Genomic DNA, 19,958 nt, shown 5'->3' with positions numbered 1-19,958 from the left:
AGGAATTTGAGATGATCCTACTATCCGCTACGACAATAGAACGATTGCATTTGTCGTCATTCGTTCCTTCACTGTTTCAGGTAGTGAAGCGCTATAGAGCCGGATTTGAAAACGATCATATCAACCAGCTTTAACGTAAGGTTCTGCTGAAGGCTGCCCCCATCGAGCAATAATCTCCCATTCCCCACCATCACCGGATGGACAACCAAATGAAATTCATCGATAAGGCCTGCTGAGATTAATTCCGGAAGCAGACTTACACTGTCTACGGAAATTTTTTTGCCGGGTTGCTGCTTCAGTTTCAGAAGTTCTTCGGCTGGGTTACTACGAACAAGTCGCGTAGTATACTCCACTTGGTTTAATGAACGTGACATAACCACTTTATCGATAGCCGTAAGTCGTTCAGCAAATCTATTTTCATCGGCTGTGCCAGATTGGTTTTTTGCCACATCGGCCCAATAGGGGAACATGAGCTGATACATAACACGGCCGAAAAAGAGCAGATCAACATCGTTCAACAGGGTGGAGAAATAATCATGCACCTCTTCACTGGGATTGAAGATAGTGTGATCACAATAGCCATCCAGGCTGATATTCATAGCGAAGGTTACCGTTCTCATTTTATTGGTCTTTGTTTTTAAGAAATATGCCAAAAATAAGAGATGACATTAATTGTCATTAGGGCGATTGATTCATGGCAAAAAGGTTGCCACTACCAAAGCGGGCTACCTGGGCGCAGTTGGGCGTTTGAGGAGACAGGCAGATCACCTAAAATCAAGTTTAGGCACTTGTTTCAATAAGCCAATCTTGCACAATTTTAATTAAGGCATTCTCAACTAAAATGATGGAAGACAGACTTACAAAGCTCGCAATCGCCCGGTCATTGCCTTTCCAGAGCAAAATGCCAGCACCATCTTGTATCGGTTGTTCCTCTGGCTGTTCTTTAACTTTTACACCTCGATGAACTATTAGTTGGATTTGTTTTGGTGGCTGAATCTTCATGGTAATTCGATCTTCGGCATCAAGCGAGTAGTTTGGGCCATTCCACTTAATATTCTCTGCTAGTCGATTCTCTGCCTATAAGATTATTGCGCGTAGTGCTTCGATTTCCTTGCGAAGGGGGTGATTAAGCTGCTCTAAAAATTGCGTTACATCTTTATTGACTGGCATTGATGATCGCTGTTTAGTTTGGACAAAGCTACTGCCATCGTTGGTAATAGAAAGATGCCATTTACGCCGAATTAGGGGGTTAATTACGACAAATGTTACTTTGTGACAGCTGCTTACACAACGATCAGTCATCTCACCAAACCTCGTGCTTTAGACAAAGAAGCTTTCAGGTGTATACCTCTTAAATAGGGTGAATAAATAGACTGTGGACCAGGAAGAAAGATTGGAGCAAAGTGTCATGCGAAGTCTTGTCTATTACGGTTGAATGAATGGATTGGTGCTGGTATGGGTTTACTTTGAAAATTTCAGGTTTCCTCACTTACTATTTATTTAGTCGTTAACTTTATAACCATATAATTATTAAGGGTATGATATTCAGATAGATATAGTTATTTCAGTATGATGATATTCTTGTTATGGGATGTACGTTTCTCCTTACACGTCTTGGGCCGCTTGTATCAGGTCTAGTGACCATCTTTGTCATGGCTGGATATTTGGCAAATGCACAGCCTGGCAGAGCGGAGTATAGCGACGTTGCCAGACAGCGATTGTTAATCCGTATTACGGCGCAATACATTCATACCATTAGTCAGGGTCAGATCGATATGGACAGCGCCATACGTATTCCCTGCAAAGTGTATGAATTAAGCCCTTTGCTTGCCTATAATGAGGGATATAGTGACGGAGACGGAAAACCGTCAGTGGGAACCAGGTTGCTGGATGCCGGAAGAATAGCGGAAGCCAGGGCATTGCTTAGCAAGCAGCGTCAGGAAGAACGGCTTCGGTTATTGCTGGAATTGGGCAGTTATTTCGTTTTCAAGCCGGGCACCGAAAAGGCAGATCTTGATCAGGCATCAACATACATAAACGAAGCTTTAATTCTGAGTACGAAAGCGCCCATTCAATGGAAAGTTGAAAGTATGGCACTTCGAGCCCATTGGCTTGATCAATCCGGATTTGCTGCTGAAGGCCAGCGAGTATTTGATGAAATAGTAACCTTATGCGATCGATCGGGAAACGAACTGGCATCCGCCCAGATATTGCTGCGTGCCGGTGAATTACTTCATTACGGAGACCCTGCAAGGCTTATGAAATTAGAAAAAGCCCTTTCCATTTTCAGAAAAGCAAACGCAAAAGAAAAGGAAATTGAAACCCTTTCTCTGATAAACATTGACTATTTTGTTTCTAAAAAGTATGATGTAGCAGAAAACTATTTACGCACAATTGTCAAACTTCAAAGCCGAATAAACTTTCGGCATCAACAATACCCATACGATGCATTATCCTGGCTGGCTTACCGAAAAGGGGCACTTACCGATGCATTATCTTATTCCAACAAAAGTTTGGCAAGCCTGGCCTCCAGGGCCGATTCCACATTTATCAGTTACTTCCATACGCGAAGGGGACTTGTCTATGAACGACTACTTAAATTGGATGAAGCCCTTACCTGGTATGACAAAGGATTAGAAAACAGGGCACCCGGAACAAGGTTGTTTTGGTATAGAGCCGTGATAGGCAAAGTGCTAACGCTTAATGAGATTGGTAGAGCAAAAGAAGCTTTGTTCCTTCTTAAAGAAACAAAAAGAAATTATCCGCCCAACTCATACTTTGACAAGATGCACTTTACCTTTCTGCTTGGAATGACGTATGGCAATTTAAAGAAGTTCAGTTTCGCGGAAAGCAATTACAAAGTCTTTTTGACCATGGCGGAAAAATTTCCGGAGGAATATATCCATGACGAATTCCCTACGGCATTTTTCCAGATTTCGACCTTTTACCGCACAATTGGTAAAACCAGGCAAGCGAGAGACTATCTTGAGCGGGGAAAAGGCTACACGTCTCCATTCGATATACTGGCTAAGGACAATTATTATTATAATCTGTTCAAAATTGATTCTATGGAGGGGCGTCACCTGGATGCGATCAGACACCTTAGGCTTAGTTATGAGTTTGCCGACTCTATGTTTAGCTATGACCAGCGGAAACGAGCAGAAGAGTTAATAGTGAAATACGAGACAGAGAAAAAAGACAAAAACATCCAATTGTTGAACAGCCAGAATCAGCTAGAGCGTATAAAGACCGAGCAGGCGCACCGGACCAGAAATATAACGTTGGCTGGTTTGGTGCTAATGCTGATCATTATCTCATTATTATTTAACCGGTATCTTATCAAACAAAAAACGAACCTTAAACTTGTAGCGAGTCAGCGAGAACTGGATCAAAAAAACTTTTTTTTAGAAACACTAAATACCGAGCAGGACAAACTCCTCAAAGAAAAAGAATGGTTGTTGAAGGAAGTTCATCATCGTGTTAAAAACAACCTTCAGATGGTAACTAGCTTGCTTTATTCACAATCGGTGTATTTACAGGATGACACAGCCAGACTGGCCGTAAAGGATAGCCTTCGCCGGATGCAGGCGATGGCCTTAATTCATCAAAAGCTTTACCAGGATGAAAATACGTCCAGCATTGCCATGCCCGAATACATTAATGAGCTGACGCTTTACCTGCAAGAGAGTTTCGATGACGAGCACCAGATCACTTTTAGACAGACTATTGAGCCATTATCTCTTGATGTATCACAGGCAATTCCCCTTGGATTGATCGTCACCGAAAGTATTGTCAATACCATTAAGCATGCTTTTCTAAATGGGCAAAAAGGCGTTGTGAGTATAGAACTTCAACAGGACGGACCTGATTTTTTAGTGCTAAAAATAGCTGATAATGGTATTGGCCTGCCCGCAGGACTTGACATAAAGGAGTATAACTCGCTGGGGCTTGAACTGATGCAGGGGCTTGCGAAGCAATTGAATGGTCACTTCAAGATTGAAAACAGTAACGGTGTGCTTGTGACCGTCAGGTTTATTTCATCAAGTAAGCAACACCTGGAAACGACCTTGCCTGCAAAAAATTCGTAACCAACTTATATGAGCGCCAGGATACTGATTGTTGAGGATGAGTTTGTGGTAGCCAATTCGCTGCGTATACTTTTAAGGCAGGCCAGCTATAGTGTGAGTGGGATTGCAGCTTCGGCAGAGGAAGCCTATGAGATTTTGCAAAACGATAAACACGACCTTGTGCTGCTGGATATCAGATTGAATGGAAGCGAGTCTGGCATTGATCTCGCCAGAAAACTAAAAGCTGAAGATATTGCCTTTGTTTACTTATCCGCCAATTCAAGCCAAAAGGTACTGGAAGAAGCGAAAAAAACGGAACCTTACGGATTTCTCGTCAAGCCATTCAGGGAGAAGGACTTACTGGTAGCATTGGATATTGCCATGTATCTCCACAAGAACAGGCTCGAATCAAAATTGCGGCAGGAAGCACTTTTGCAAAGGCAACTGCTGGAAATTAGCCATGAAGGCTCGGACGCCAGGCAGAAGTTTTTGAAGATTGCCCAGGCAATACGAACGTTTATTCCATTTGATCTCATCGTATGCGAAACCAGACCATATACGGCTTCCCAGATTAGTGATTACGGCTATTTACGCGTCGGATTTGATGAATATCAGTTCATCGGTAAGGAAGAGTTACTAACAATTTCAGGGTTAAAAACCGATGCCTTATCCAAACTCATTGAAAACAGTTATACCGATACCCATGTGGCCACTTTTAACAATGGAGGAACGACTGATTCTGCACCGCTCACTCCATTGCAAAAGTTTGGTTAAACTGTTTCAATATCGAGTCATACCTGGTATTTCCGGTCGCTCTTAGCAACGGATCCTGGGTTCACTATACTTTTTATAGCCGTCGGCGTGATATGTATGCTCAAAGTCACCTGGCCGTGTTGAACCTTTTCACTAGCTATTTGACCAACGTTACTGAAAAATTAGTTCAGTTTGATGTGCCACCGACTTCCACGATAGGGCTATCTGCCGACAGGAAGCATAATGACGCTGAGGATCATCCAGGGGCGGTTCCGGAATTTAATAGCATTATCGGGAAGCATCCGCTTTTATTGGCCACCTTAGATCTTACGACGCAGGTGGCGCCTTACAAAACTTCAGTGCTAATACTTGGTGAAAGTGGTACCGGAAAAGAAAGCATCGCGCAGGCCATTCACGCTCTCTCTGCACGAAGCAACGGTCCCTTTATAAAACTAAATTGTGCGTCTATTCCGGCGTCATTGATTGAATCCGAGCTATTTGGCCATGAAAAAGGAGCATTTACCGGTGCTATTGAAAAGAGGAAAGGAAAATTTGAGCAAGCCCATGAAGGAACAATATTTTTAGACGAGATCGGTGAAATGCCATTGGACATGCAAGTGCGGCTTTTGCGGGTTTTACAGGAAAAGGAAATTGACCCGGTAGGAGGCAGGTCGCCCAGGAAAGTCGATGTGCGTATTGTTGCAGCTACTAACCGAAATCTGGAACGTGAAGCTGCCGAAGGCAGGTTCAGGCTTGATCTTTATTATCGCCTTAATGTTTTCCCGATAACATTGCCGCCACTTCGCGAACGAAAAAGTGATATAATGGCACTGGCGTTTTATTTTGCCAACCGGTTCTGCAAAGAGTTTAACAAGGATTTCAACGGAATAGCGGCCTCAATGATTGAAGAATTGCAGGCTTATAACTGGCCAGGAAATATTCGTGAACTCGAGAATGTGTTGGAGCGGTCGGTAATACTCAATGACGGGAAATCCGAACTGGAATTAAAGCAAAGCCTCGTGGGTATAATAGCCAACTTATCTGACAAGGTAGAGATCGAAACGCTCGGGGATGTTAGGCGTATTCAAAGAGAGACAGAAAGGGAATACCTGATCTCTGTTCTCAAAAAAACGAACGGCCTAATACGAGGTAGCAATGGGGCCGCCGAATTACTGAAAATAAAGCCGACAACCCTGGAAGCTAGACTAGCTAAGTTGGGTATTCAGCGGGGTGATTTAGGCACCTGACTGGGCCTTATAGGCTTTGCGTAACAACATCACCTCCAAAAGTTTAGGAGCCGGATCGTATTGCCTCCAAAAATATTGGAACGGGAAGGTTCCGTTTTCTATTTTGTAAATTATATTGAAAAATTGCAAGAATTTGATCTTCAGGTTATTACGTTGATTACTTAGTTATTTTATCTTCTTGATGATTAAATGGTACGAAATTGTTTATAGTCGGATTATCAATGATAGGGTAGTTCAAGCTGTTGACAATCGGTTTTATGAGTTCTAGAAAAACCCAAACGACATCCGTTTTCCGTAACAAGGAGGGCCAGGCTATTTTTTACAGAAACTGGACAACAAGTAGCGAACCGAATGGTATTGTCCTGATCGTTCATGGATTGAATTCCCACAGCGGATATTATGAAAAGTTCGCTGCTCAACTCACTGAAAACGGATATGATGTTTACGCAATGGATATTCGAGGCAGAGGAAATTCTGAGGGTGAACGGTATTATATCGCTGATTATCATGATAGTGTAGAGGACATTGATTTGATGGTAGATATTGCAAGATCAGCCCATCCAACTATCGCTATTTTTTTATTGGGCCATAGTGCGGGCGGTGTGTTTGCTTCGGTTTATGCGGTGGGAAATCAGGGAAAGCTGAATGGGCTGATTTATGAAAGTTTCGCATTTCAGACTCCTGCGCCAGGCTTTGCCCTGGCTATAATGAAGTTCCTGGGTTATATCATTCCACATACACGACTGATCAGGTTGAATAATGAAGATTTTTCCCGCGACAAGGCTATTGTGGACAAAATGAATAACGACCCCTTGCTGGCAAACGAAAAGCAACCGGCCAAAACAATGCAGCAACTCTTACTCGCGGCTGAATACTTGAAAAAGGAAATGCCTCAAATTAAACTTCCGCTTCTGATACTTCATGGAACCGCTGACAAAGCCACAAAGCCCACTGGAAGCCAATATTTTATGGAGCACACGTCCTCGACTGACAAGCAACTGAAATTGTATGAGGGATATTATCACGATTTGCTCAACGACAAGTACAATACAATAATCATCAAGGAAATCATACGTTGGCTGACCGAAAGAGGTTGATTTACCGACTCCTGGGGGTTGCGTTCGCGACACTGTACCCCGGAATCTTCACTTCTTCAAGCCTGCGTCCGCCAGATGGATTCAATTCATCAACGGGTTATGAGCTTATGCATTGATCTGTATGAACTGAACATTGGTTTGAGAAGCGATACTTGGGGATAAGCCTGGCTCAGGAGCTGCTGGACCTTATCGGAAATGCTATGATCGTTTCGAAATTAGATTATTGGAAACAGAGTATGTTGAAAGGAGCTAAACAGGAGACGGCCAGGCGTAAGTCGTAAATGACCGTACAAGGAAAAAATCACCCAACAGCTACTAGAAGTCGACTACGTATATGCATTACCGTTCGTGTTCGGCAGTTAGTAAAATAAGCACAGTTTTGCACATCGGTATCGAAAATTGATTGGAAGTGTATGCGCATGTATGCGTCAGAACTGCCTGATTGTCATAAAAGCTCCACGCTTCATCAACACTTATTCAGTATTACCCTTAATATCTTCTTATGAAAGCGAGTAAATCACTTCTGGCCGGGTTGGCCAGTGTAACCCTAATGTCTATGATTTCTTCTATCGAGCCCAGTGCAGACTATCTGCCACAATACCGGTCGTCCGGCGCGGACGAGAAACCGACAATTATCCTCGTTCACGGTGCTTTCGCCGACGGTTCGAGCTGGAACAAGGTGATACCGATTTTGCAGAAAAAAGGGTATCAGACCATCGCCGTCCAAAATCCGTTGACCTCGCTAAACGACGACGTAGTGTTCGTAAACCGGGCGATTGCCGAAGTGAGCGGAAATGTCATTCTGGTCGGGCATTCGTGGGGTGGCGTTGTCATTACCCAGGCCGGTAACAATGAAAAGGTTAAGGCGCTCGTATATGTGGCCGCCTATGCCCCCGACGAAGGCCAGAGTATCGAAACGATCTCCAAGGATGCTTTCGAAGTCCGGAAGTTGCCGAATGTGCCGGGTTTAGCCGACCCGATTATTGCCGACGGCTTCATCAGGCTGAAAGAAGAAACCGTTTTAAAGCATTTTGCCCAGGATTTACCCCTGAACGAGGCAAAGTTAATCGCTGCGGGACAGGGTAGGTTTCATGTAAGCACGATATCCGCCAAAGTGTCGAATCCAGCATGGAAAAACAGACCGAGCTTCTTCATCGTGTCTGATAACGACCACATTATCTCCCCTCAAGTAGAAGCCGAAATGGCCGCGAACATTAAGGCAAGCGTCGTTCACCTGCCCAGCAGCCACGTGGCCATGCTTTCACAACCTGAAAAGGTGGCAGAGGTAATCCTTAAAGCCGCTGGTGGCAACTAATATTGACGACACACCTCCTCAGAAAGAGGACTTGTATTCATTCTGTCACGGCAACGAAATTAAAACTTATGCCGAGTTGAACCAGGATCACATCCGGGAAAAGTGGCGCAGGTGCAACGAGAACTTTCAGACAATCTGATGGCGACATCATTTGGCCTTCTCAGTCCGAATGGCAAAAAGTAATTCGTGACCTTTTGATCAATTGACAACTTAAATTTCTCAACAATGAAAAGAAAAATTTTGTTTATGGTAACTAGTGCGGGCATCATTGGTCCCAAAAATCGTAAAACCGGAAGTTTGCTCACCGAATTGGCTCACCCCTATGAAGCTTTTAAAAAGCAAGGGTATGACATCGACATTTACAGTGTCAAGGGAGGAGAGGCACCAATAGATTTAGTAGAATTAGACGATCCGGTCAATCAGGCATTTCTGAATGATGAGGGACTTGTCAAAATGAAAAATACCAAGAGCATAGACAATTTGTCGATTGGCGGCTATGATGCCGTGTTCGTTCCGGGCGGGTTGGGACCGGTCGTTGATATGACGGACAATCCGCCAGTACAGAAAATCCTGTCAACTTTTTATGATAGTGGCAAAGTGGTGAGTGCGGTATGCCATGGACCCGTGTCCCTGGGCAATGTCAAGCTGAAAGATGGTTCGTATTTGGTCAAGGGCAAAAATGTAACAGGTTTCAGCGCTGTCGAGGAAGAGAACTATGCCAAGGAAGATGTCTCGTTTGAGCTGGAAGACCTATTAAAGGAGCGCGGGGCCAATTATAGTGCCATCGACCCATGGCAGGCTTACAGCATTACCGACGGACGATTAGTTACCGGACAAAATCCGGCTTCCGCTCAGGGCGTAGCCGAAAAGGTGATCGCCATATTGGAAGCCTGAAAAAGAAGTGCCATACCTTCTCCCATCGTAAGGGAAGGTATGGCCTAAATAGCCGACGTATTTTTTCTGACAAGCAGCTATATCGTCAACGTCAAACAATAAAAAAATGAGTTCTAATGCGATTACTACTTTTGCCAAATGGCAGGTTAAAGAAGGTAAGCTTGAAACCGTACTTGCCCTGCTTGCAAATTTGTCTCCCCAGAGCAGGGAAGAAAATGGAAACCTTTTTTATAATGTTTATCAGAGCACTACCGATCCTAATGTGATCGTACTGCTTGAAGGCTATACCAATGAAGTCGCACTCGCCGAGCATCGCAATTCGCCGTATTTTCAGAAGATTGTAATCCAGGAAATCGTTCCGCTGCTCGAAAACAGGGAAGTCATCCTGACTACTGAGTTGAAATTGAAAGACATTTAATCAAGGTAATCGGCACGGGATAGCTCTGAAGAACATGAAATGAATGAGCGAACAGGTCGCCAATGGGAAATCCCTGGCTACTGACCCCGATAAATAATGAGACAACAGGTAAAATGTAATTGACTGGTTTTGAATTACTTATAGGTAACTTCCGTGTCATTCACAACACGCCTTATTGTTCGGCCATTACCGGTACAATTACCTCGTTCCCTTTTACACTAAAGGTGTAAACACCGGCTTTTTCATCCCATTGTTTTACTACCGGCACGATGCGTGTCCTGCGTGGGCTTACTTTGTCTGATGAGTTGTGAATGTGGTAGACGTAATACAATTGTTTGTCTACCCCTTCAAACAGGTCACCATGTCCTGACCCGTTCTCACCAACGATAGAACGGTGAACGATAGGGTTATTTTTATATTTTTCCCAAGGCCCGTATGGCGAATCGGCTACGGCATAGCCAATAGCATAATCGATGTTCTGGAAATGGTTGGCCGAATAAAACAGGTAATATTTATTTTTTAATTTTATAACGGTAGGGCCTTCCATAATGGGTGCTGATTTATAATTAGGCGTTGCCTCCCAAGGCTCTGTCTGGTCAAAACATCGTTTCAGTGTTTCGGGTTTTATCTTTCCGCTTTTCATGTCAAACTCGGCGACATGCAGATAATTGCCTTTATTAAAACGGACACAGTAGAGGTAATATGTACCATCGGTATCCTTGAAAATATAGGAATCGATATTTTTCTCAGACCCATCAATTGGTCCAACTTCTTTTTGCCGGTATGGACCCAATAACGATTTTGACTCAGCCAATACGGTTTGTTCATCGGCCGTATAGGTAATATAATAGGTGCCCTTATCTTTGACAATTTGTGGTGCCCAGAAGCCCTTGGTGCCGAATGTGTGGTCGCCCTTGGTAAGGATCATCCCCAGCGAATCGTTTGATTTAGCAGGCACTGCCCATGTTTTCAGGTCCTTTGATTCTAAAAAGGCAAATCCCTGCGGACCACCGCCCCCGCCTTTTGACCCGGTAAGGTAATATTTGCTCCCCTCAACATATATGGTTACATCTGCAAAAAAAATCTCTCGCTTTGCCTGTGCTGATGCCTGTAGTGCAGCGAATAAAAGGATCGAATAAATAAGAATTGATTTCATTTTTGGGTAATAATTGATCAGTTTATTGTGTGTTGGTCCCGACTTGCCTTGACAGTTTTTGCTTACTGACTGTTTGCTGCCATTAATTGCCCGATCTCATCATTCCTCCTACTCGATACGAAAGAAATCTCATGTATTTGCTGCTTAAACGGGTGTTTCTTGGACCTCCATTTTTCGTGCTATTCGATGAAGTACGAAAATAATTCCATTGGAATCCTGGATTTTCCTGTCCTGATCCAGAAATAGATAAGCACGTTTCGTACTTAAAGAAGAAAAGTACGAAACGCCATCATGATGGGATATCAACACAGCCCTAACAAGACTAAATTCGCTTCTATCAATTAAACGTTATAACCGCTTCATCATCTGCCAGGCTCCTTTCAATTCTTCTTTAAAGTAAGGTAAGTCCATACGCGTTTTTTTAAGTAACGAAAAACCATTTCGCTCATAAAAGCGAATAGCCGCCTGATTCGTATCAATCACGTATAGTAGCAATTCTTTTTTGCCCATTTCTTCAGCTATTTGGATGACCATGTCCAAAACGGTTTTACCAATGCCGCTTCCTTTTTCGGTGGGCAGCATATAAATTTTTTCCAATTCTAACCAAAGTTCATGCGGTTCAGTCAGCTTGCTGTATCCCAGCTTACAAAAACCAACGGGTAGCTTATCTTTAAAAATGAGATAATAATCTGTCTCGGCGCTTTCAATGGCTTGTCTTAGCTGACCAGGACTAAATTGCTGGTCAAGGTACCAATCCAGCCCGCCCTTATGCCAATGATGGGCAAAATTTTGACTATATGCGTCAACACAAATTTGTTGAAGTTGCTCAAGATCTGCCAATTGTGCTTTATGGATTTCTACTAACATCCCTATACCCTTATTATATAAGTGGCATTACATTCACCTTACCGGGTAAATACAGGTTTTTGACTTAGATGCGGACCCGCGTCTAAAGACGATTTTGCAGTTCCAAAATAGTTTACTTTCGTACTTTACCTACCAAAGTACGAAAGTGGCAGATAGCCAGTAAACGGTTGTTGACTTTATCTCATAACACCCTCTTTTTGAGAAACACTTACACAATGCCCGGAAGGGAGTTTATTTTACCCGATCTTGTTCTGGTGTACCCGTTTTTTTTAGTTAAAAATAGTACTGGCTTTCGAAAAGCCAAATAAGAAAGATAAATGTCCTCTCGCTCAACGTATCAATACCACTAAACCGTAGTTTAACGAAAAGGCAGGCCTGGTTTCAGTCAGTCTTGCTGACCCGTATGGTCTGGGAACGATCTCTGCTGATGGCCCGCAACAGTAAAATACCATTCGGTAGGCTTCGTATATCAAACTGATGCCGTTCGAGCGCCTGGGCGTTTTCAATGCTTTTTGAATCAATAGGCTGACCTAACAAAGTAACCAATTGCAGCGAAAGCGGTTGGCCATTTGCCCCGCTCACTTCTACTCGAACTGCATCTGGTGTCGGGTTGTGCAATAGCGTCAACGTCAACTCTGTAGGAGACTCCTCACTTATACCCTCCCGGCTACCGATTGGGCAGGCGGTACAGGGTGAAATTTTATATAATTCGTAGTCAGAGCCGCCTGAGTTCGTATTCTTCGCCGAAAAAAGAACTTTAGTGCCCAACTTGATAAATTGATTGGAGTCGTAACCCAGATTGGCCAGGGGGCCTAATTGCCTGGTTCCTTCGCTTGTGCCGTCCGACCGCCAGGGACCGCTATGGTCAAAGTACAAATAGTTGCCAGCAACCGTAATAAATACCGGTTCTACGGTGCTTACTTTCTGCGTGCCGGTAGATGTCCCATCGGATTTCCAAAGGGCTATCGCATCGCTATCGAAAGCACCGAAGAAAAGTTGATTTTGAAACGATACCAAACCATACGGACTCGAACTTCCATTTGGATTGATGTTCCGCACCTGCACCGTACCCGTGCTGGTTCCATCTGACTTCCAGATTTCAGTTCCGTAGAATGAGTTTCTGGCAGTGAAAAAGAGGGTAGTGCCCACCGTCGTTAGGAACTTCGGCGAATCTGGATTAGGCTCCCCACTGGTCCATATATCTTTTACCAGGGTTGTACCGGCGCTGCTTCCATCCGACTTCCAGAGCTCCTGACCATGGACACCATCGTCGGCGACAAAGTAGACCAGGCCATTGCATACCTGAATTTCAGCCGGGAAACCCGCGAAAGCACTGCCTGTTGGGTTAATCTCTTTGACCCGTTTTGTACCGACCTCGGTGCCGTCTGAAACCCAAAATTCAATATTACCCTCTGCTTCCTTGGCGGCAAAATATAATTTGCCGTTTAACAGAACGGGCGAAGGGAAATCGCCCACCTGACCCGTTGGGTTGATCTCTTTGACCATTCGCGTGCCGTTGGCAGTCCCATCGGTTTTCCATAATTCCCGACCGTTGGTTCCGTTATTGGCGAAAAAGAAAAGCATCGAGCCATTCGCTACCAGGTAAGATGGATAGGCATGGGCACCCGCCGGATTGATGTTGCGAACCAGTTGGGTACCACCGGGGGTACCGTCAGTCTTCCATAACTCATCGCCATTGACTCCATCATCGGCCGAGAAGTACAGGACTCCATTCATGATCGTAAACTTATTCGGACTGGAGTCCCCGCCTTGGTTAATGTTCTTGAACAGAACCGTACCGGCTTCCGTACCATCGGTTACCCAGAGTTCGTTACCGTTTATACCGTCATTGGCTGAAAAATAGACCTTTCCTCCGAATTCAATGAAGCGGCTGGGCACACCGCTTCCCGTTGGATTGATCTCTTTAAGCTTCGAGATATAAACGGTGGTAGGCGTTGGTGAAAATTGAGCATAGACTAGACTAGCAGGCAGGCTATAGGCTGCTATAAACAGACAGATCAGGAATCGATAAAGTTTATCCATAACAGGTGGCTGGAAGGCCAGGCTAAAAAAATTTATGCATAAACTTATTGATAGACAGTTATTTTGCTGCTGATTTTTGAGTTTACGGACAACCGATTACCGTCTGGGTATATCGGGAAATAAGGATGCAGGGTGAAACTGTGAAACCGATTTTTTAGCTGAACACGCGGTTTAACTGACCGGTGCCAGAATATGAGGGGTATGGTTGAGTTCGACCTGTTTTGCCAGCTGACCCACTCAATCATTGGGCAAACACCCTGAAACTTCTTCCCAGGTCAAAGGTATTTTTTCATGTAGGAAATGAGATTGGGCCAATCGGTGGGCAGAACCGTATGACCACCCTCGTGCATAAAGTAACCCAGGGGATTCAGTAGCAAAGACGGATCGTTGGCCGAGGGTGTGTCGGTGGGTTGCGGACCGCTTTCTCCGAATAGCTTGTAGACAGGGGCCGCTGCCACCGCCGACAAAAACTCACCTCTTGGATCTGACCAGTAATCCGTGCTGCCCGTCTGGAGAAGTAAAGGTCGGGGGGCCATCAAAGCCACTAAGGTGTGGCCATCGATCGGTAAACTATTTACCTTGTTTCCATATGTATGATAGTTGGCGGCAAACTGATATTGGTACCGGGTGGAATCGGTAATATGATTGATCGTTTCCCCAAAATTACGCCGACTTAAGGCCGCTCCCCCTTCGCCGGAAATACTGGCAATGACCAGCTTGAACCGGGTATCATGGATGCCTGTCCAAAGGACCGCTTTACCTAAACGGGAAGCGCCCTGGAGAGCAATCCGTTTCGAATCAATCTGCTTATCGGTTTCGAAGTAATCCATAGCCCGACTAAGTCCCCAGGCCCAGGCCGAAATGGCTCCCCATTCGGTTGGGGCAGGTTCGGCTTGATCAGGCTTTAAATACTTTCCCCGAATACCATAGCGAATTCCTTCCTTAAAATCCGGCTCAATATCCCCGTAATAGACTGTGGCAAAGCCAATACCAGCCTCTAAAAATTGGTCAACATTCATTTTGCCAAAGTTGCCGGGTTTGTCGGCCTTTATTTTTTTGCCTTCCCGGTTCCAGATCGAACCAACCAGTAACCCCGGATCGTCAATGATCTGGTTGTAAGCTGAGAAAGAAATAGTCATCAATAATGGAGCGGGTTGTTTGACGGCCTTTGGCAGATAGATGACCAGATTCATCTTATAGTCGGATGTATCGCGGGTAAAATACACCGTCACCTGTTTCCGAATTGCCTTACCCTGAAAAGCAGGTGTTGCCTGATCAAAGACCCGAAAGCTCATTTCCGTTGGGCGAGGGGGCATTTTCCCAAACTGAATTTCTTCAACGAGTTTAAGCAGTTCGGGTCGCCGTTTTTGTGTCCAGATTTTGGCATTGGTTACTGGCTGACCGTCGGCACACGTCAGTAAATCAGGGAGTATGTAGGAGCCCACCGAGTCTTCCTGATAATTGACGGGAATTCCGGCCACCAACGTTGGTCGATTGGCGGGTTGTTGCTGGGCGGTTCCCTGAAAGGAAAACGCCATCAAAAGGCCAGAGAGGAGGAATCTTTTCATCGGTTCAGGGGGAGACGATTGTACTACGAATGGACCAGGGCAGTGACGGGTGCGTAAGTGCCGAACGAATTAGCAGGACGGCCTGCCTCTAAAAGTATAAATGCCTCAATCCATACTTCAGCCTGTATTGACTCTACTCGGATGAAATCAGCTTTAAAATACGTAACGCTATACGTGTTACTCCTGTGTGGTAGTGGTTCACTTCAGGCGCAAGAGCGATCCATCAAGATCACCAAACGATACCTGAATCTGCCCGTTTCTCAAACGCAAAGCAGGGAAACCATGCAATTTAAGGTAGGTGAGAAACTGGAACGCTCCTTCAAAATAAGGCTGGCTGGCAGCAAACCTGATTACTGGGTGTTTTGTGACATGGCTGCTCTACAAGGGAAAACCATTACCATCAGCTACAGGGCCATGCCAGAAGGATTGAGTAAAATTTATCAGGACGATCAAATTGCCGGTCAGGATTCGCTCTATCAGGAAAAGAATCGTCCGCAATACCACTTTTCCACCCGCCGGGGCTGGATCAACGATCCGAACGGCATGATCTTCTACGAGGGGGAGTATCATCTGTTTTACCAGCACAATCCATACGAACGGGAGTGGGGGAACATGTCCTGGGGGCATGCCGCCAGTACGGATATGATCCATTGGAAAGAATTGCCAACCGCCCTGGTACCCGATAGCCTGGGAACGATGTTTTCGGGGTCAACCGTGATCGATTATGCCAATACGGCTGGCTTTAATCAGGGTACGATACCGGCAATGGTCGCTTTTTTTACCGTCGATAATCCAGAAAAACAAATTCAGTGCATGGCCTATAGTTTGGATAAAGGCCGCACGTGGACAAAATATGCCAAAAACCCGCTGATCGATTCGAAAGCCAAATGGAACAGCAAAGATACCCGCGACCCGCGCGTGTTTTGGTATAAACCCGGCAATCACTGGGTGATGGTGCTAAATGAGCGGGATGGTCATTCGATCTATACGTCAAAAAACCTCAGGGAATGGACGTATGAAAGCCATGTGACGGGTTTCTGGGAATGCCCTGATTTATTCGAGTTGCCCATCGATGGCGATAAAAGCAAGACAAAATGGGTCATGTATGGCGCTTCAACCACGTATATGATCGGCTCTTTCGATGGGAAAACCTTTACTCCCGAATCCGGTAAACACTCGTATACGACCGGCACCATCTATGCGGCCCAGACCTTTGCCAATATGCCGGAAAACGATCCCCGACGCATTCAAATTGGCTGGGGCCGCGTTCAACAACCCGGAATGCCCTTTAACAACATGATGCTGCTGCCAACCGAACTGAAGCTTCGTACGAGCAAAAATGGCCTGCGATTGAGTAGTGTACCGGTTCGGGAAACCGAGCAGCTGTTTGAACCGGTTCATGAATGGTCGTCACTGAGTGCCGCCGAAGCGAATGAGAAGCTGAAATCGTTTCAGCCGTTGGACCGATTTAGAGTAAAGACAACCATTAAACTGTCGCATGCAACCAGTGCGGGCCTTTCTCTTTTCGGCCAGCGGGTGCTGGACTACGATCTGAATGCCAATCTGGTCAATGGAGTTTTCTATTCGTCTGAAACGATGACCAGCATGGAACTGACTGCCGACCTCTATGTTGACCGAACCTCCATAGAGGTGTTCATCGATGGCGGGGCCTATTCGTACTCGATCGAAAGAAAACCGGTTTCGACGGCTAAAGAAGCCCTTCAGTTTTGGGGTAATCGGATTGAGGTTAAGGATCTTAAGCTATATACGGCCAAATCGATCTGGAAATAGAGCCTTCTGCTGAACTAGCTTTCGGCCAGGTAGTGTCGAAGAATTGTAAAATCAGGCTTTTCGTTGAGAGCCGTGCCACGGTTTTAAACCGTGGCACGGCTCTCAACGAAAAGCCTTCTGCTAATTTCGACTTCAATTCCCCACGGGACCGCCATAGGGCGAGTTCATCACCAAACCGATTGTCAATCACCTCGCAGTTGACACCAATGCGCATCGTGGGCCGAGGCTTGAGGTTGTAAACCGGCCTCTGAGGTACGACTTTAGCGGCTGGTTTATCCGTTCGGGCGAAGGTTGTCCATAGCTCGGCAAAGTGACGCGAAGCCTCGAACTGTTCCGGCCGATTGCCACCGAAGAAACTTTCATTGGGTTCAGATCCGTCACGAGGGGGAATTTCGTTGTTAAATTTGAACGAAATATCCATCGCGAGGGGCGTTCCCATCGGATAATCTGTACCGGGAGTCTTCTTTTCGGTTGAACCATTGAGATCTTTGGTGTGCTCATAGAGGAAAGTCAGGTCGAGTGTTTCCTTGAGCCGCCGATAGAACCAGGCCGCTGAAGCCGTTATCTTTCGGCATGCGGCTGGAAAGTTGAAAACAAGTGACGAGTTTTTCGTGGTCGTACTTTCTGTCTTGCATAGCTGACGATACAAAAACTCTACCTTTTGGGGTGTTATGTCATGACTGAAATAATAGTACAGCCACGCTCGCGATAGTAATGTAGAACAAATAAAAATGAATTCTGTATTGGGGATAAAAGGGTATGATGATGTCGCTCAAAAATTTATTGAAGCCACAATAACCATTGGTTTTACGGAATTGCATCAAGATTTTCTACCGTTTATTCCTGAAGTTCCAGGTTACATCTTGGATCTGGGAGCAGGAATTGGCCGGGATGCCTTTGAATTTTCAAAAAGGGGGCATTCGGTTATCGCTGTTGAGCCTACTGAAGAATTTCGAATTGCTGGAGAGAAATTATACCATTCGCCAGCTGTTAAATGGATTGATGATTGCTTACCGAAACTAAGCATACTTGGCCATCCAGCTATGCAATTTGACTTTATTCTAGCATCAGCTGTGTGGCATCACCTTGATGAAGCAGAGCAGACGATGGCCATGGAAAGAATTGCCTCCTTGTTAAGGACAAAAGGCATTTTCGCTCTTTCCCTTCGGCATGGTCCACCGGGTGTAGGGTGCCACGTTTTTCCCACAAGTAGTAAACTAGCCATACAGGATGCTAAACATCTTAACCTAACAACATTAGTATGCATTGAAAATCAGCCAAGTTTGATGGCAAACAAAGAAAATGTGTCTTGGACAAGACTAGTATTTCAAAAACAGAAGCGCTAGACGCCAGTACTTGCCAGGGCAGGTCTGCCCTATATCCTTATGGAGTTGTGCAACAGCCACGTAGGCTTTACAGAACGGTGGCAATAGTCACCCCTACAAAATCTGTAAAAATGGTAGTAACATCCGTAATCTGTATACCAGCCATTATTAGTTTAATAGAGACCTTTGTCAGAATACCACCCTGTTTAAACAAGTGGATGATTGACTGCTCGAGTCCGTTCTAGTGAGTTTCTGGCTACCATTCCATCGAGTGCGCAAGACATGAAAGAAATCAACCGCATACTGACTGTTTATGAGCAAATTGACCATTTACAGCGTAAGGTGGCGCTGGCAACGGTCGTGTACGTAGAAGGGTCAGCCTACCGACGGCCTGGTGCCCGAATGCTGGTCACTGACGATGGCCGCTGGGAAGGGGCCATCAGTGGCGGTTGTCTGGAAGGTGACGCCCTGCGCAAAGCCCGACAGGTCATGCTCGATGGAAAACCAATGGTTGTGCGCTACGATACGATGGACGACGACGCCAACAGTCTGGGCGTAGGACTGGGTTGCAACGGCATCATCGACGTGTTTATGGAGCCGATCGATCCCGCTGATCCAACCAATCCCATTGCTTTGTTAAGCGAATTCAATCAGCATCGCGACCGTCGCGTCATCGCAACGATTTGCCGGAGAACACCGGGTACGGGCTTACGGGAGGGGAGCCGCTTTGTGCTCACCGAGAAACAAACAAATGCGATTCCAACCTGGCTTCAACAGGATATGAAACTGGTCATGCAGGTCGGCAAACCCCTGACATCCATTATTCCGGTAGCCAGTGGTTTCGCTGAGGTCTTTATCGAGCGTCTGGATCCCGGTATCGAGCTGGTGATTTTCGGTGCAGGCTACGATACGATTCCGCTTACCCGGCTGGCCACCGAAATCGGCTGGCGGGTCACGGTAACCGAAGACTGCATTGCTCACTTAGCTCCCAAACGCTTTCCGGAAGCGACCTGTTTGCTCTACGCCGATGCCGATGCCGTGACCGACAAAATTGCCTTCACGGATCGGACAGCCGCCGTGCTGATGTCGCACAACTACAACTACGACCTTGCTGTGTTGACCAGGCTACTGAAAACGGATGTGCCCTATATCGGTATGCTGGGTCCGCGTAAACGGTATGAAAAGATGAAGAACCAGTGGGAGCGAACGGGGCGGTCGTTTGCCCCAACGGCCCTGAAACGGGTTCATTCACCCATTGGTCTGGATCTTGGCGCCGAAACCCCCGATGAGATAGCGCTTTCCGTTCTGGGCGAAATCAAAGCCTTTTTCAGCCAGCGGTGCGGTGGGTTTCTGACCGACAGACCTGGACCCATTCATGACCGCTTAAATGCCGAACAGAACACTATTTTCGTTTAAT

At 45.7% G+C, this 19,958-nt stretch carries 14 protein-coding genes and 2 pseudogenes; 9 read left to right on the top strand and 7 right to left on the bottom strand.

Annotated elements, in window-relative coordinates; all coding sequences use genetic code 11:
• Positions 1 to 68: 68 nt before the first annotated feature.
• Positions 69 to 620, bottom strand: coding sequence for a dihydrofolate reductase family protein (locus tag GJR95_RS16430; RefSeq protein WP_162386900.1), 552 nt, complete (start codon positions 618 to 620; stop codon positions 69 to 71).
• Positions 621 to 780: 160 nt separating this feature from the next.
• Positions 781 to 1,002 (bottom strand): hypothetical protein, encoded by a 222-nt coding sequence (locus tag GJR95_RS42150; RefSeq protein ID WP_232541215.1) that lies wholly within the window; start codon positions 1,000 to 1,002, stop codon positions 781 to 783.
• Between the two features lie 803 nt (positions 1,003 to 1,805).
• On the opposite strand from GJR95_RS42150, the gene GJR95_RS16420 reads away from it, so the two are divergent.
• The 6 genes and pseudogenes from GJR95_RS16420 to GJR95_RS16395 all read left to right on the top strand — a co-directional run bounded on the left by GJR95_RS16420 (position 1,806) and on the right by GJR95_RS16395 (position 9,791).
• Positions 1,806 to 4,088, top strand: a complete 2,283-nt coding sequence (locus GJR95_RS16420; protein ID WP_232541214.1) for a sensor histidine kinase — start codon at positions 1,806 to 1,808, stop codon at positions 4,086 to 4,088.
• A 9-nt stretch (positions 4,089 to 4,097) separates the two neighbouring features.
• Positions 4,098 to 6,067, top strand: a pseudogene (locus GJR95_RS42805) (sigma 54-interacting transcriptional regulator).
• A 257-nt stretch (positions 6,068 to 6,324) separates the two neighbouring features.
• Positions 6,325 to 7,164, top strand: a complete 840-nt coding sequence (locus GJR95_RS16410; protein ID WP_162386898.1) for an alpha/beta hydrolase — start codon at positions 6,325 to 6,327, stop codon at positions 7,162 to 7,164.
• A gap of 556 nt (positions 7,165 to 7,720) precedes the next feature.
• Positions 7,721 to 8,479 carry an alpha/beta fold hydrolase gene (locus GJR95_RS16405; protein ID WP_232541211.1) on the top strand — a complete coding sequence of 253 codons (759 nt, stop codon included), beginning with the start codon at positions 7,721 to 7,723 and terminating at the stop codon, positions 8,477 to 8,479.
• A gap of 225 nt (positions 8,480 to 8,704) precedes the next feature.
• A complete protein-coding gene (locus GJR95_RS16400) occupies positions 8,705 to 9,373 on the top strand; it encodes a type 1 glutamine amidotransferase domain-containing protein (RefSeq protein ID WP_162386897.1) in 669 nt (222 codons plus the stop codon).
• A 106-nt stretch (positions 9,374 to 9,479) separates the two neighbouring features.
• Positions 9,480 to 9,791, top strand: a complete 312-nt coding sequence (locus GJR95_RS16395) for a putative quinol monooxygenase (protein ID WP_162386896.1) — start codon at positions 9,480 to 9,482, stop codon at positions 9,789 to 9,791.
• Between the two features lie 172 nt (positions 9,792 to 9,963).
• Here GJR95_RS16395 and GJR95_RS16390 read toward each other — a convergent pair whose 3' ends face one another.
• The 4 genes from GJR95_RS16390 to GJR95_RS16375 all read right to left on the bottom strand — a co-directional run bounded on the left by GJR95_RS16390 (position 9,964) and on the right by GJR95_RS16375 (position 15,425).
• Positions 9,964 to 10,947: a glycoside hydrolase family 43 protein gene (locus GJR95_RS16390; RefSeq protein ID WP_162386895.1), complete on the bottom strand. Its 984-nt coding sequence runs from the start codon at positions 10,945 to 10,947 to the stop codon at positions 9,964 to 9,966.
• A 348-nt stretch (positions 10,948 to 11,295) separates the two neighbouring features.
• Positions 11,296 to 11,814 (bottom strand): GNAT family N-acetyltransferase, encoded by a 519-nt coding sequence (locus GJR95_RS16385; protein ID WP_162386894.1) that lies wholly within the window; start codon positions 11,812 to 11,814, stop codon positions 11,296 to 11,298.
• A 381-nt stretch (positions 11,815 to 12,195) separates the two neighbouring features.
• The gene (locus tag GJR95_RS16380) at positions 12,196 to 13,857 is read right to left on the bottom strand and encodes an ELWxxDGT repeat protein (protein WP_162386893.1); all 1,662 of its coding nucleotides are present in this window, start codon (positions 13,855 to 13,857) and stop codon (positions 12,196 to 12,198) included.
• A 275-nt stretch (positions 13,858 to 14,132) separates the two neighbouring features.
• Complete coding sequence (locus GJR95_RS16375; protein ID WP_162386892.1) at positions 14,133 to 15,425, bottom strand: glucuronyl esterase domain-containing protein; 1,293 nt, start codon at positions 15,423 to 15,425, stop codon at positions 14,133 to 14,135.
• Positions 15,426 to 15,566: 141 nt separating this feature from the next.
• Between GJR95_RS16375 and GJR95_RS16370 the strand changes: the two genes are divergently transcribed.
• Positions 15,567 to 17,216 carry a DUF4980 domain-containing protein gene (locus GJR95_RS16370; protein ID WP_162386891.1) on the top strand — a complete coding sequence of 550 codons (1,650 nt, stop codon included), beginning with the start codon at positions 15,567 to 15,569 and terminating at the stop codon, positions 17,214 to 17,216.
• On the opposite strand, the pseudogene GJR95_RS42135 reads toward GJR95_RS16370, so the two are convergent.
• Positions 17,182 to 17,851: pseudogene (locus tag GJR95_RS42135) on the bottom strand (hypothetical protein). The gene GJR95_RS16370 and the pseudogene GJR95_RS42135 sit on opposite strands and share 35 nt — an antisense overlap.
• 96 nt (positions 17,852 to 17,947) lie before the next feature.
• On the opposite strand from GJR95_RS42135, the gene GJR95_RS16360 reads away from it, so the two are divergent.
• Positions 17,948 to 18,562, top strand: coding sequence for a class I SAM-dependent methyltransferase (locus GJR95_RS16360; protein WP_162386890.1), 615 nt, complete (start codon positions 17,948 to 17,950; stop codon positions 18,560 to 18,562).
• Between the two features lie 201 nt (positions 18,563 to 18,763).
• Positions 18,764 to 19,957 carry an XdhC family protein gene (locus GJR95_RS16355; RefSeq protein ID WP_232541209.1) on the top strand — a complete coding sequence of 398 codons (1,194 nt, stop codon included), beginning with the start codon at positions 18,764 to 18,766 and terminating at the stop codon, positions 19,955 to 19,957.
• Position 19,958: the final 1 nt, after the last annotated feature.

Origin of the sequence: Spirosoma endbachense (genome assembly GCF_010233585.1) — a bacterium.
Classification (GTDB): Bacteria; Bacteroidota; Bacteroidia; order Cytophagales; family Spirosomataceae; genus Spirosoma; species Spirosoma endbachense.
The sequence above is the reverse complement of the archived record's forward strand: the minus strand, read 5'-3'. Positions and strand labels throughout refer to the sequence as shown.